This window comes from Streptomyces sp. NPDC090798 (assembly GCF_044768965.1).
In the GTDB taxonomy this organism is placed as follows: Bacteria; Actinomycetota; Actinomycetes; order Streptomycetales; family Streptomycetaceae; genus Streptomyces.
Genome location: NZ_JBIVXA010000005.1, coordinates 378,945 through 393,150 on the forward strand (window position 1 = coordinate 378,945; position 14,206 = coordinate 393,150).

At 72.0% G+C, this 14,206-nt stretch carries 10 protein-coding genes; 7 read left to right on the plus strand and 3 right to left on the minus strand.

Annotated elements, in window-relative coordinates:
• Window positions 1-132: 132 nt before the first annotated feature.
• Both ACIQTP_RS14210 and ACIQTP_RS14215 read left to right on the plus strand, forming a co-directional pair.
• Window positions 133-978, plus strand: a complete 846-nt coding sequence (locus tag ACIQTP_RS14210) for a GntR family transcriptional regulator (protein ID WP_403399640.1) — start codon at window positions 133-135, stop codon at window positions 976-978.
• Window positions 979-1,111: 133 nt separating this feature from the next.
• On the plus strand, window positions 1,112-1,411 hold the full coding sequence (locus tag ACIQTP_RS14215) for a hypothetical protein (protein WP_403399642.1): 300 nt from the start codon (window positions 1,112-1,114) through the stop codon (window positions 1,409-1,411).
• Window positions 1,412-1,529: 118 nt separating this feature from the next.
• On the opposite strand, the gene ACIQTP_RS14220 is transcribed toward ACIQTP_RS14215, so the two are convergent.
• Entirely contained in the window at window positions 1,530-2,303 is a 774-nt protein-coding gene (locus ACIQTP_RS14220) for a hypothetical protein (RefSeq protein WP_403399645.1), read from the minus strand.
• A 149-nt stretch (window positions 2,304-2,452) separates the two neighbouring features.
• On the minus strand, window positions 2,453-4,180 hold the full coding sequence (locus tag ACIQTP_RS14225) for a PucR family transcriptional regulator (protein ID WP_403399647.1): 1,728 nt from the start codon (window positions 4,178-4,180) through the stop codon (window positions 2,453-2,455).
• A gap of 342 nt (window positions 4,181-4,522) precedes the next feature.
• On the opposite strand from ACIQTP_RS14225, the gene ACIQTP_RS14230 reads away from it, so the two are divergent.
• From ACIQTP_RS14230 to ACIQTP_RS14250, 5 genes are all read left to right on the plus strand, one after another.
• Complete coding sequence (locus ACIQTP_RS14230) at window positions 4,523-5,413, plus strand: FAD binding domain-containing protein (protein ID WP_402038058.1); 891 nt, start codon at window positions 4,523-4,525, stop codon at window positions 5,411-5,413.
• Window positions 5,413-5,997 carry a (2Fe-2S)-binding protein gene (locus ACIQTP_RS14235; RefSeq protein ID WP_403399649.1) on the plus strand — a complete coding sequence of 195 codons (585 nt, stop codon included), beginning with the start codon at window positions 5,413-5,415 and terminating at the stop codon, window positions 5,995-5,997. The genes ACIQTP_RS14230 and ACIQTP_RS14235 overlap by 1 nt, the downstream gene beginning before the upstream one ends.
• A gap of 2 nt (window positions 5,998-5,999) precedes the next feature.
• On the plus strand, window positions 6,000-8,384 hold the full coding sequence (locus ACIQTP_RS14240; RefSeq protein WP_403399651.1) for a xanthine dehydrogenase family protein molybdopterin-binding subunit: 2,385 nt from the start codon (window positions 6,000-6,002) through the stop codon (window positions 8,382-8,384).
• Window positions 8,385-8,495: 111 nt separating this feature from the next.
• Complete coding sequence (locus ACIQTP_RS14245; protein ID WP_403399653.1) at window positions 8,496-9,953, plus strand: NCS2 family permease; 1,458 nt, start codon at window positions 8,496-8,498, stop codon at window positions 9,951-9,953.
• Window positions 9,954-10,008: 55 nt separating this feature from the next.
• A complete protein-coding gene (locus ACIQTP_RS14250; RefSeq protein ID WP_403399655.1) occupies window positions 10,009-11,160 on the plus strand; it encodes an XdhC family protein in 1,152 nt (383 codons plus the stop codon).
• 42 nt (window positions 11,161-11,202) lie between these two features.
• Here ACIQTP_RS14250 and ACIQTP_RS14255 read toward each other — a convergent pair whose 3' ends face one another.
• Window positions 11,203-14,160 carry a SpoIIE family protein phosphatase gene (locus ACIQTP_RS14255; protein ID WP_403399658.1) on the minus strand — a complete coding sequence of 986 codons (2,958 nt, stop codon included), beginning with the start codon at window positions 14,158-14,160 and terminating at the stop codon, window positions 11,203-11,205.
• Window positions 14,161-14,206: the final 46 nt, after the last annotated feature.

The window sequence follows — 14,206 nt, forward strand, 5'->3', positions numbered from 1 at the left end:
TGACAGGTTAGGCTTACCTTACCCTCAATATCGGATGTTTGAACTGGGGCCATGTGCGCCTATGGTGCTTGACGGACGGGTGACAACCGCCGCAATGACCCCCAAGTACCACCAAGCCCGGAGGAGGACCCCGTGGAGCAGGCCGGTTCGCTGGGCGCGCGCGGTTCCACCGGGTCAGCGGCCCCGGACATCCGTACGGCGTCCGTCCGGGTTCCCGCACAGGCGCGGACGGCGGACGCCGAGCGGGAGCGGGGCGTCGCCTCGGACGAGTCCCGGTCCGCGTCCGGGGCCCGTGGCGAGCACACCCACAGCGAGCCGCCCATCCCGCACCCCCGTGTGGAGACCGCGCGCCCCGTGGTCCAGCGGGCCTCGGTCCGCGGGCAGATCCTCGACGCCCTGCGCACCGCCCTCGTCGCGGGCGAGCTCGCCCCCGGCCAGGTGTACTCGGCGCCCGTGCTGGGCGAACGCTTCGGGGTCTCCGCCACCCCCGTACGCGAGGCGATGCAGCAGCTCGCCCTCGAAGGTGCCGTCGAGGTCGTACCGAACCGTGGCTTCCGGGTCGTCCGGCGCGGGACGCGCGAGCTGGCCGAACTCGCCGAGATCCGCGCCCTCCTCGAAGTCCCGGTGGTGCTGCGCCTCGCCCGCACGGTGCCCGCCGCGCGCTGGGCCGAACTGCGCCCGCTCGCCGAGGCGGCGGCGCGTGCCGCGTCCGCGGGGTGCCGTGCCACCTACGCCGAGTGCGACCGCGCCTTCCACCACGCGATCCTCGCCCTCGCCGGCAACGACCAGCTCGTGCAGATCGCCGACGACCTGCACCGCCGCGCCCAGTGGCCCCTCGTCGGCGGCCCCGTCCCGCGCGGCCGCGCGGACCTCATGGCCGACGCCGCCGAGCACATCGCACTCCTGGACGCCCTGACCGCCCAGGACCTCCCGGTCGTCCAGTCCCTCGTACGGGAGCACTTCGCCGACAGGACCTAGGTCCGGTACGTCGCCTTCCCCCGACGGACGTCACGGCTCCGTACGCGCCGAGCAACAGGACGCGCCGCCGGGAACCCGGACGGCCCCGCCCACGTGCCCCCCGGTACCAGCACCGAACCGGGGGAGAAGACCAATGCCCGACCCGTCCTGGCAGGCGATGCAACAAGCTCAGCAGGCCCAGCAGATCCACCAGAGCCACGTACGCCACCACCGCGAGATGCACGACATGGCCCGGGCCCACGCCCGCCACACCGGCGCACCCCACACGCACCGTCCCGTGCCGCACACCGGCGCCCGGGGCGGCGGCCTGCGCGGCCTCCTCGCCCTGATCATCGTCGTCGCGATCGTGGTCTACGTGGCCCACGACCCCGAACTCCGCACCACGGTGGAGCACTTCGCCCGCAACCTCTTGGCGCACGTCCAGAGCAAGTGACCCGGTCCGGCGGACGCGGGGGACCGCGGCGCTCCTTCAGGGGCGCGGGGCCGTGACATGGGCGGCTCCGCCGCGCGGGCGCGACCAGCCACGACGAATCCGCGGTCTCCCCACCACCTCAAGCCGTTGCGGCAGGGGGAGTAAGTTGCCGAGCCAGCCACGTCGGCACACCCCCGAGCAACCGGAACAACCGCCCCGCCTCCGCCCGCAACCGAGACGCCTCCGGCTCGACCTCGGCATCCGCGAGCGAGGCCAGCGCCGGGGCCGTGCCCACCAAGTACCCCAACTCCTCCCGGATCCGCAGGGATTCGGCGAACCCGTGCCGCGCCTCCGCCAACTCCCCGTCCCGCAGGGCGAGTCCGGCGAGGTGCCGCCAGGTGAAGGAGAGCAGAAGCGGGTCGCCCTGGGCGACGGCGCCCGCGTGGGCACGCCGGTACGCGGCCCGCGCGGCCTGCGGCGACTGCGCGAGGTTCTCGGCGAGCAGCCCGCGCCGGAAGTCCAGCAGTGCCCGCCCCGGCGCCCCCGGGGCGATCAGCGCGGCCGCCCGCCCGAGCGCGGCCCGCGCCTCGTCCGCCCGGTCGCGCACCCCGAGCAGCGTGGCCGCGTACGCGAGCTGCCCGCGCTCACAGGCCGCCGCCCCGCGCTCCTCGTCGCTCTGGGCCACCGCCTCCGCCGTCCGCAGCGCGTCCTCCGCCTCGGCCCAGCCCTGCTCGGTGTACAGACACCGCTCGACGAGGAGCGAGGCTCTCTGCAGCGCCGGCCCCGCCGTCCCGGGCTGGAGCAGTGCGGCCGCGTCCACCCAGCAGGCGCGTGAGCGCAGCCGCCATACCGCGGTCTGGAGTGGATCGTCCCCTGCGTTCGTTCCGGAACCAGACATGGCGGTATGCGCCACGTTGCCCTCCCCGAGCACGCCATTGAGCTGTTGAGTGGTGGCATCTCAGCACGGATCGCGGTACCCGGCCAAGAGGGTAGGTGAAGGATTTCACAAAGTCGTGGGACTGGTGCGGCACTTGCTGACACGCGCCGCACGCGCCCGTGACCTCAGCTCATGCGCAACGCGAGGAAGAAGTCGAGCTTGTCCTCGAGGCGGGAGAGGTCCCGGCCCGTCAACTGCTCGATGCGGCCCACCCGGTAGCGCAGTGTGTTGACGTGCAGGTGGAGCCGCGTGGCGCAGCGCGTCCAGGAGCCGTCGCAGTCGAGGAAGGCCTCCAGGGTGGGGATGAGTTCGGCGCGGTGGCGGCGGTCGTAGTCCCGGAGGGGGTCGAGGAGCCGCGCGGTGAAGGCGCGGCGTACGTCGTCCGGCACGAAGGGCAGCAGGAGGACGTGCGAGGCCAGCTCCTGGTGTCCGGCCGCGCAGACCCGGCCGGGGCGGGCGGCGGCGACCCGGCGTGCGTGCCGGGCCTCCTCCAGGGCGCCGCGCAGCCCCTCGGCCGAGTGCACGGCGGCGCTGACGCCGAGCGTGAGCCGCCCGTCGTCGTTGAGGCCGGCCGACAGCGGGTCGCGTACGGCCTCCAGGAGGGCGTCCGCGAGGATGCCCGACTCGGAGCCGTCGTGCTCCGAGGAGACCGCCGGAAGGGGTACGAGCGCGATCGCCTCCTCACCCGTATGGGCGACGGCGATCCGGTCGGAGTGCTCGGGGCCGCTGGTCAGCGGGTCGACGAGGATCTCCTCCAGGAGCGACTGGGCGACCGGCCCGCCCTCGATCTCGCCCGCCCGTCGCCCGCCACCACCCTCGACCGAGGGCCCTGCGGTCCCGCCCCCTACTTCCTCCCACTCGACGCGGGCCACCACCACCTGCCAGTGCGGTGCGGCGCCGAGCCCGGGCAGCAGCACCGGAGCGGCGACGCGCAGCCGGGCCGCGATCTCCGCGGGGGCCGCTCCCGTCTGCACCAGTTCGAGGACCTCCTGCGCGAGCCGGCGCCGTACCGTGCGCGCCGCGTCCCGCCGGTCCCGCTCGACCGCGATCAGCTGGGTGACGCCCTGGAGCAGGTCGAGCCGCTCCGCGGGCCAGTCCCCGGCGTCCGCCTCGACCGCGAGCAGCCAGTCGGAGAGCACCGTCTCGCGCACATCACGGGAGGCGGCAGCGGAGCGCCCCGAGGAACGGATCGGGAACAGGGAGTAGGTCGTCGTGTCCACGATCACCCGGTGCGGTCCGCGCCGCCCGGTGCGCGTCGCCGCGAGGTGCTCCGCGGCCAGCTTCGCGGACACGTCGGCGGGCAGCGCGGCCCCGGCGACCTTCGAACCGGCGATCGGGCGTCCGGTGGGGGAGAGCACCCAGGCACGCAGGTCGAGGTCGGTGCCGAGCAGGTCCAGGACCACGTCGGGGCCGCCGCCCGCCGGGCCTGACGTCATCATCCGCCGGTGCCGGTCCACCACGGCCGCGAGGTCCCCGGCGCGCTCGCCCGAGACCTGTCGTACGACATGCTCCGTGATCGTCGCGAACGCCACCGACTCGTGCACGGCGAACAGCGGCAGCCGGTGCCGGACGCAGGCCAGGACGAGGTCCTCCGGGACATCGCCGAGCTCCGCCTCACCGGCTGCGAGGGCCGCGACCCCCGCGGCCGCCAGGATCCGTACGAAGGGCTCGGAGTCCGCGGCGTCGTGCCGCCAGGCGAGGCCGGTGAGGACCAGCTCGCCGCCGGAGAGGTAGCGGCTGGGGTCCTTGAGGTCCGTGGTCATCACACCGCGTACGGTGCGGTCCAGCTCGTCCTCGCCGCCGAGCAGCCGCAGGCCCAGCGCGTCGGTGTCCAGCAGTGCGCGCAGCCGCATTCTCGTCGCCGCCGTTCTTGTCTCGAAATCTACGATGGATCTGAAGGTGAGCAATGGGCGAGCGGGTCCGCGAGCCGTACTCCCTGGTCCCAGCGTGTGCTGGATGTTTCCTGTCGTTTCCATAGGAAAACGAGGAGGTTACTGATGACCCCTGTTCATACGAATCTACAAGATGACCGCCCTGGCCAGCCAACTCCTTCATGGTTTCGGTGACTGACCCCGGTGGAGGACAGCGCGGTGTACTGACCTCACTCCACGTGAACAACTCATGAACGAGCCCGGGCCGCCGCACACGATCTGGCTTGATCAGAACGACCCACGATACGAAGAAGAGAGCCACTCATGGACTTCCTTCGCCCCGCCAGCTGGGAGGAGGCGCTCGCCGCGAAGGCCGAGCACCCCACCGCTGTGCCGATTGCGGGTGGCACCGATGTGATGGTCGAGATCAACTTCGATCACCGCCGGCCCGAGTACCTCCTCGACCTGAACCGCGTCGGCGAGCTGAGCGAGTGGGAGGTCGGCGAGGAGAGCGTGCGCCTGGGCGCCTCCGTCCCGTACACCCGGATCATGGAGAACCTGCGCGCCGAGCTCCCCGGCCTGGCCCTGGCCTCCCACACCGTGGCCTCTCCCCAGATCCGCAACCGCGGCGGCGTCGGCGGCAACCTCGGCACCGCCTCCCCGGCCGGCGACGCCCACCCCGCCCTCCTCGCGGCGGGCGCCGAGGTCGAGGCCGAGTCCGTACGGGGATCGCGGCTGATCCCGATCGACGCGTTCTACACCGGCGTGAAGCGCAACGCGCTCGCGCCCGACGAGCTGATCCGCGCCGTCCACATCAAGAAGGCCGACGGCCCCCAGCAGTACTCCAAGGTCGGCACCCGCAACGCCATGGTGATCGCGGTCTGCGCCTTCGGCCTGGCCCTGCACCCCGAGACGCGTACGGTCCGCACCGGCATCGGCTCGGCCGCGCCCACGCCGGTCCGCGCCAAGGCCGCCGAGGAGTTCCTGAACGCGGCGCTCGACGAGGGCGGCTTCTGGGACAACGGCAAGATCATCACCCCGTCGGTGGCCAAGCAGTTCGCGGACCTCTGCTCCGCCGCCTGCAACCCGATCGACGACGTCCGGGGCACGGCGAGCTACCGCCGCCACGCGGTCGGCATCATGGCCCGCCGCACCCTGACCTGGACCTGGGAGTCGTACCGCGGCACCGCCGCCACCACGGAGGGAGTCGCGTAATGCGTGTCAATTTCACGGTCAACGGCCGTCCGCAGGAAGCCGACGACGTGTGGGAGGGCGAGTCCCTGCTGTACGTGCTGCGCGAGCGCCTGGGCCTGCCCGGCTCCAAGAACGCCTGCGAGCAGGGCGAGTGCGGTTCCTGCACGGTCCGCCTGGACGGCGTGCCGGTGTGTTCGTGTCTGGTCGCGGCCGGTCAGGTCGAGGGCCGCGAGGTCGTCACGGTCGAGGGCCTCGCGGAGTTCGCCAAGCAGCGCGCGGAGCAGGGCGGTTGCGCCACCGGCTCCTGCGGCACCTCGCTGGACGAGGCCAGGCGCTGGGAGTTGAAGCCCCAGGACTCCCACACCGGCGACGGAGGCGAACTCTCGCCCATCCAGCAGGCGTTCATCGACGCCGGCGCCGTCCAGTGCGGCTTCTGCACCCCCGGTCTGCTGGTCGCCGCCGACGAGATGCTGGAGCGCAACCCCACGCCGACCGACGCGGACATCCGCGAGGCGCTCTCCGGCAACCTGTGCCGCTGCACCGGCTACGAGAAGATCATGGACGCGGTCCGCCTCGCGGCCGCCCGGCAGTCCGAGGCGGTCTGACCATGGGAACCACGGGAACACCCACCAACCTCACGCAGGGCTCCAGGACCAGGGGCGGCATCGGCGAGTCGACGCTCCGCCCGGACGGCATCCTCAAGGTCACCGGCGAGTTCGCGTACTCGTCCGACATGTGGCACGAGGACATGCTCTGGGGCCAGATCCTGCGCTCCACGGTCGCCCACGCCGAGATCGTCTCCATCGACACCGGCGAGGCCCTCGCGACGCCCGGCGTCTACGCCGTCATGACGTACGACGACCTGCCGACCGAGGTGAAGAACTACGGCCTGGAGATCCAGGACACCCCGGTCCTCGCGCACGGCAAGGTCCGCCACCACGGTGAGCCGGTCGCGATCGTCGCCGCCGACCACCCGGAGACCGCGCGCCGCGCCGCCGCCAAGATCAAGGTGGAGTACCGCGAACTGCCGGTCATCACGGACGAGGCGTCCGCGACCGCGCCCGACGCGGTCCTCATCCACGAGGGCCGCGACGACCACCACATCGGCCACGTCCCGCACCCGAACATCGTGCACCGCCAGCCGATCGTCCGCGGCAACGTCGAAGAGGCCGCGAAGAAGGCCGACTTCGTCGTCAAGGGCGAGTACACCTTCGGCATGCAGGACCAGGCGTTCCTGGGCCCCGAGTCCGGTCTCGCCGTGCCCGCCGAGGACGGCGGTGTCGACCTCTACATCGCCACCCAGTGGCTGCACTCCGACCTGCGCCAGATCGCGCCCGTGCTCGGCCTGCCCGAGGACAAGGTCCGCATGACGCTGTCCGGCGTCGGCGGCGCGTTCGGCGGCCGCGAGGACCTGTCGATGCAGATCCACGCCTGCCTGCTCGCCCTGCGCACCGGCAAGCCCGTCAAGATCGTCTACAACCGTTTCGAGTCCTTCTTCGGGCACGTCCACCGCCACCCCGCGAAGCTCTACTACGAGCACGGCGCGACCAAGGACGGCAAGCTCACCCACCTGAAGGCCCGGATCGTCCTGGACGGCGGCGCCTACGCCTCCGCCTCCCCGGCGGTCGTCGGCAACGCCTCCTCGCTGGGCGCGGGCCCGTACGTCGTCGACGACGTCGACATCGAGGCCATCGCCCTCTACACCAACAACCCGCCCTGCGGCGCGATGCGCGGCTTCGGCGCGGTCCAGGCATGCTTCGCCTACGAGGCCCAGATGGACAAGCTCGCCGACAAGGTGGGCATGGACCGGGTGGCCTTCCGTCAGCTCAACGCGATGGAGCAGGGCACCGTCATGCCGACCGGCCAGGTCGTCGACTCGCCGGCCCCGGTCGCCGAACTCCTGCGCCGCGTCAAGGCGATGCCCATGCCGCCGGAGCAGCAGTGGCTCGCCGCCGGCGAGGCGGCCGACGTACGGCAGCTGCCGGGCGGCCTCTCCAACACCACGCACGGCGAGGGCGTCGTCCGAGGTGTCGGCTACGCGGTCGGCATCAAGAACGTCGGCTTCTCCGAGGGCTTCGACGACTACTCGACGGCCAAGGTCCGCATGGAGGTCGTCGGCGGCGAACCGGTCGCGACCGTGCACACCGCGATGGCGGAGGTCGGCCAGGGCGGTGTCACCGTCCACGCGCAGATCGCCCGCACCGAGCTGGGCGTCGCCCAGGTGACCATCCAGCCGGCCGACACCCAGGTGGGCAGCGCCGGTTCGACGTCCGCGTCCCGGCAGACGTACGTCACCGGTGGCGCCGTCAAGAACTCCTGCGAGCTCGTCCGCGAGAAGGTCCTGGAGCTGGGCCGCCGCAAGTTCGGCACGTACCACCCCGCTTGGGCGACCGCGGAGCTGCTCCTCGAGGGCGGCAAGGTCGTCACCGACGGCGGCGAGGTCCTGGCCGACCTGGCGGACGTGCTCGGCGACGAGGCCGTCGAGATCGAGGCCGAGTGGCGGCACCGCCCGACCGAGGCCTTCGACCTCCGCACCGGACAGGGCTTCGGCCACGTCCAGTACACGTTCGCCGCGCATCGCGCGGTCGTCGAGGTCGACACCGAACTCGGGCTGGTCAAGGTCATCGAACTGGCCTGCGCCCAGGACGTCGGCAAGGCGCTCAACCCGCTGTCCGTCATCGGCCAGATCCAGGGTGGCACCACCCAGGGCCTGGGCATCGCGGTCATGGAGGAGATCATCGTCGACCCCAAGACCGCGAAGGTGAAGAACCCCTCCTTCACGGACTATCTGATCCCCACGATTCTCGACACGCCGACCATCCCGGTCGACGTGCTCGAACTCGCCGACGACCACGCCCCGTACGGGCTCCGTGGCATCGGCGAGGCCCCGACCCTGTCGTCCACCCCGGCCGTCCTCGCGGCGATCCGGAACGCGACGGGTCTGGAGCTCAACAGGACGCCGGTACGCCCCGAGCACCTGACCGGCAAGTAACACCCTCTGTTCGTCTCGGGCCGTCCCCCGGGTCGTGCACCATCCCAAATCCCGCAGCGACCAACGTGGTTGCTGACGCGGGTGCCCCTGTGAACCTTGGGAGATGGCACCATGACCCAGCAGTCAGTGGAGCCCAGGACCGTCGCCGACGACGCGGGTGCGGGAACCCGCGTCCCGGCCGGGCGGTCCTGGCTCGACCGTTACTTCCACATATCCCAGCGACGATCCACGGTCGCGCGTGAGGTGCGCGGCGGCGTCACCACCTTCATGGCGATGGCGTACATCCTCCTGCTCAACCCCCTGATCCTGTCCGGCAAGGACGCGGCGGGGCACACGCTCGGCCAGAACGCGCTGATCACCGCGACGGCGTTCGCGGCGGCCTTCAGCACGCTCCTGATGGGCTTCTTCGGCAAGGTGCCCCTGGCCCTCGCCGCCGGACTCTCCGTCTCCGGGGTGCTCTCCTCGCAGGTCGCCCCGCAGATGACCTGGCCGCAGGCCATGGGCATGTGTGTGATCTACGGAGCGGTCATCATGCTCCTGGTCGTCACCGGCCTGCGTGAGATGATCATGAACGCGATCCCGCTGGCGCTGAAGCACGCCATCACCATGGGCATCGGCCTGTTCGTCGCGCTGATCGGCTTCTACAAGGCCGGCTTCGTGCACCAGGGGAAGTCCACCCCGGTCACCCTCGGCCCGGCCGGTGAACTCGCCGGCTGGCCGGTCCTGCTCTTCGCCGCCACGCTGCTCGCCATCTTCATGCTCCAGGCGCGCGGCATCCCCGGCGCGATCCTGATCGGCATCGTGGGCGGCACCGTACTCGCGGTGGTCCTCAACGCCCTCGGCGTCATCGCTCCCAAGCAGTGGGCGAGCGGCGCCCCCGAACTGCACGGCAGCGCCGTCTCGATGCCGGACTTCTCGCTCTTCGGCAAGGTCGAGTTCGGTGGCTGGGGCGACGTCGGAGTGATGACGGTCGGCATGATCGTCTTCACGCTCGTCCTCGCCGGGTTCTTCGACGCGATGGCCACCATCATCGGCGTCGGCACGGAGGCGAAGCTCGCCGACGCGCAGGGCCGGATGCCGGGCCTGTCCAAGGCGCTGTTCATCGACGGCGCGGGCGGAGCGGTCGGCGGGGTCGCGGGCGCGTCGGGCCAGACGGTCTTCGTCGAATCGGCGACCGGGGTCGGTGAGGGCGCCCGTACGGGCCTGTCCTCCGTCGTCACGGGCTTGTTCTTCGCGGCCTGCCTCTTCTTCACCCCGCTGACGGCGATCGTCCCCGGCGAGGTCGCGGCGGCGGCGCTGGTCGTCATCGGCGCCATGATGATGATGAACGCCCGCCATGTGGACTGGGCCGACCGCGCCACCGCGATCCCGGTCTTCCTGACCGTCGTCGTCATGCCGTTCACGTACTCCATCACCGCGGGCGTCGCGGCCGGCGTGCTGTCGTACGTCGCCATCAGGATCGCCCAGGGCAAGGCCCGGGAGATCGGGGCGTTCATGTGGGGCCTGACGGCGATCTTCCTCGTCTTCTTCGCCCTGAATCCGATCGAGAGCTGGATGGGCGTGCACTGACGCGCCCCCTCCGGCCGACGACCCTCCACGCACCCCCTGTTAAGGAGACCGAGACATGCTGGACATCGCCGAAGAGCTGCACCGGTGGGTCGAGCAGGGACGCGACTTCGCCGTGGCCACCGTGGTGGCCGTCAGCGGCAGCGCGCCCCGCCGGCCCGGCGCCGCACTCGCCGTCGACTCCGACGGCACGGCGATCGGCTCGGTCTCCGGCGGGTGCGTGGAGGGCGCGGTCTACGAGCTGTGCCGGCAGGCGCTTCAGGACGGCGAGAGTGTCCTTGAGCGCTTCGGATACAGCGACGAGGACGCCTTCGCCGTCGGTCTGACCTGCGGCGGCATCATCGACATCCTTGTCACACCGGTCCGGGTGGGAGACCCCGCCCGGCCGGTGCTCGGCACCGCGCTGGCCGCCGGCGCGAGAGGGGAGGCGGCGGCGGTCGCGCGGATCGTCGGCGGCCCCGCCGAACTGCGGGGCCGGGCGGTGCTCGTCCGCCCCGACGGCTCGTACGAGGGTGGCTTCGGCGCCCATCCCGAGCTGGACCGCACGGTGGTCGGCGAGGCGGGCGCCTTCCTGGACGCGGGCCGCACCGGCACCCTGGAGATCGGGGAGCAGGGCTCTCGTTGCGGAGCACCGCTCACGGTTCTCGTCGAGTCGTCCGTGCCGCCCCCGCGCATGATCGTGTTCGGCGCGATCGACTTCGCGTCGGCGCTGGTCCGCATGGGCAAGTTCCTGGGGTACCGCGTCACGGTGTGCGACGCCCGCCCGGTCTTCGCGACCGCCACCCGCTTCCCCGACGCCGACGAGATCGTCGTCGAGTGGCCCCACAAGTACCTGGAGCGCACGGCGGTGGACGCCCGGACCGTCCTGTGCGTCCTCACCCACGACGCCAAGTTCGACGTACCGCTGCTGCGGCTCGCGCTGCGGCTTCCGGTCGCGTACGTCGGTGCGATGGGCTCCCGGCGCACGCACCTGGACCGCAACGACCGCCTGCGCGAAGTCGGCGTCACCGAGCTGGAGTTGGCGCGCCTCAGGTCTCCCATCGGCCTCGACCTGGGCGCCCGCACCCCCGAGGAGACGGCCCTGTCCATCGCCTCGGAGATCGTGGCCAACCGGCGCGGGGGGAGCGGGGTGTCGCTCACCGGGGCACACACGCCGATCCACCACGACGCGACGTCGGTTCCGGCACGGCGGATCGGGTCGGTGGCCTGAGCCCGGTCGGGGGAGCGCGGGGGTGATACGGCCGCCGGTCGGCTACTGGGGGGCCGGTCCCGGCAGTTCCTGGTCCTCGGAAGTGAGCGCGTCCAGGTCTCGGGCGAACTCCTCGGTGTCCAGGAGCGGAAGGTCCAGGACGTCGGCGGGCAGGCCTGTCGGGCCCTCCGGGCCGAACAGCGGCTGCTCGGTCCAGATGCACTTGCCGGTCGCCGTGTAGCGGGTGCCCCAGCGCCGGGAGAGCGCGGTGACCAGCTGCAGTCCGCGTCCGCCTTCGTCGGTCTCCGACGCCCGGCGGATGCGCGGCATGGTCAGACTTCCGTCGAAGACCTCGCAGACCAGCTCGGGACCGTGCAGGAGGCGCAGCCGCACGGGTCCCTTCGCGTGGCGCACGACGTTCCCGACCAGCTCACTGGCGAGGAGTTCCGTCGTCGGCGTCAGGTCGTCCAGGCCCCAGGTGTGGAGCTGCTCGCGGATGTGGCGGCGGGCCTGCCCGGCCGCGCGCGGATTCTCGGGGAGCAGCCAGGAAGCCATGTTGTCGCTGGTCAGCGCGTGGAGGCGGGCGATGAGGAGGGCCGCGTCGTCGGCGGTGGAGTGCTCGGCGGGGAGCAGCCCTGCGGTGACGGTGTCGCAGAGGCGCTCCAGGTCGGCCGCCGCGTCGCCGGGACCCTCGTGCGCGGCCCGCAGCAGCCGGGCGAGTTCGGCCATGCCGTCGTCGATCTCGCGGGTGGCCGACTCGACCAGGCCGTCGGTGTAGAGGACGAGGAGGCTTCCGTCCGGCACCGTCATCTCGAAGGTCTCGAAGGGCGGTTCCGCCGCGCCGAGCGGCGGATCGGGGGCGAGTTCGGGGAACTGCACACTGCCGTCGGGGTGGACCACGGCGGGCGGGGGGTGCCCGGCGCGGGCGACAGAGCAGATCTGGGTGGTGGAGTCGTAGAGCGCGTACAGGCAGGTGGCGTAGGACTCCTCGGCCATGCCGCCGACGATGTCGTTGAGGTGGCTCATGATCTCGTCGGGGGGAAGTTCGAGGTCGGCCAGGGTGTGCACCGCAGTGCGCAGCCGACCCATGGTGGCCGCCTCGGGCAGCCCGTGGCCCATCACGTCACCGACGACCAGGGCCACCCGACCCCCGGAGAGCGGGATGATGTCGTACCAGTCGCCGCCGACGTCCATGCCCTGTCCGGCGGGGAGGTAGCGGGCGGCAGCGGTGCACGCGGGCAGTTCGGGCAGGCCGCTGGGGAGCAGGCTGCGCTGGAGTTCCTGGGAACGGGTGTGTTCGGCGTCGTAGAGCCGGGCCCGCTCCAGGGCCTGGGCGACGAGGGCGCTGATCGTGGTCAGCAGGGTGCGCTCCTCGTCGCTGAGGCGGCGCGGCCGGTCGAAGGAGACCGCGCACACCCCGAACGTGTGCCCGGACACGGTCAGCGGCATGAACGCCCAGGCCTGCTTGCCCGCCTGAGGCGGCCGGGCGGCGAGTTCGGGGTAGCGGGCCGCGTACTCGGCGCGGGAGGAGAGGAACAGCGGCATGCCGGTCAGGATCGGCTCCCAGACCGGGTCGCGGGCCACCCGCGCACGGCCGTTGATCGTGTCGAGGAAGGCGGCCGGATAGCCGACGGCCCCGACGTTGTACGCCCGGTCGCCCTCGATGGCCTGCACCACGAGGCCGGAGGCGCCGAACGGCGGCAGCACGCGCTGCGCGACGGCGTCCACCACGTCCCGAGAGGTCGTCGCCTTGGCGAGGGACTCGGTCAGCTCGGCGATCCGGGCGGCGCGCTCGGCGGCGGCCTGCTCGGCGGCGGACCGTTCGTCCTCGTGCCGCCGAATCTCGGTGACGTCGGTGAAGTAGAGGGTGAGGCCGTCGGGTCCCGGGACCAGCCGCAGGTGGAGCCGGCGCCCGGTGTCCGGGGTAGCCATGTCGAAGCCGGCGGACTGTTCCGCGGCGGCGGCCTCCCGGCAGCGCTTCTCCAGATCCGGGACCTGCCGGACGGAGGGAAGCTCCCACAGGACGCGGCCGAACAGCTCCTCCTCCGAGGAGCCCAGCATGCGCTCGGCCGCCAGGTTCAGGAAGGTGATCCGCCAGCGGTCGTCCACGGCGAGGAAGCCGTCACTCATATGGCGAAGAGCCCGGCTGAGCGCGTCGCGGGCGGAGCGGGACTCGTTGCTCTCCCATCCGACGCCGATCATCCGTACGGGTTCGCCCTGAGCGTTGTAGGTCGCCCGGGCGCGGGCCTGGGTCCAACCGTAGGTGCCGTCCAGGCGGCGCACCCGGTACTCGGCCTCGAACACCGTACGGTCCCGGAGCGCCTTCTCCGCCGCGCCCAGGGTCGGCGCCAGGTCGTCGGGGTGGACGATCCTCATCCAGTTCTCGATCCTGCCGGTGAACTCGGTCGGCCTGGTGCCGTAGAGCTCGAGGGCGGCCTCGTCCCAGACCAGCTCGCCGGTCTCGACGTTCCAGTCCCACGAGCCGACCCGGACCTCCTCCAGAGCCTGCCGCAGCCGGTCACCGCTCAGTTCCTCCCTGGGCGGCCGAGCGGGCGGCGGTGCCTGCCGCATGCGCTCCTCGGTCCAGGCGATCACGGCCTGGAGGAAACCCCATTGCTCGACGGTCGGCTCCCCCTGGCCGCCCATCACCACGGTGAGCGCGCCGATACCGCGGTCACCGCTGAACACCGGCACGGCCGCCAGCCCGGTCCCGGGCCATGAGACGGCACCGGATCCGGGCTGTCCGCCGGATCCCGGCGCGATCCACACACCCCGGCCCTGGTGCAGGGCCCGGGCCGGGGCCAGCGGGCCTTCCTGGTCGATGATCTCCCAGGGCCGGGTGAGGACCGCGGGAAGGCCGGTCGCCGACACCAGGCGCAGCGCGGACATGGGGCCCCGCAGATGGATCATTCCCCCCAGAGCACCCAGCTCCCCCATCGCGTGCTGGAGCGCCAGCCGGAAGATCTCACTCTCCGTGACACCGGGGTCCACCGCGCTGAGCAGAGCCAGCCGTGTATTCATGATGTAAAGACTACAATTCTCCCGTTTCACACATAGGTGCGCGACC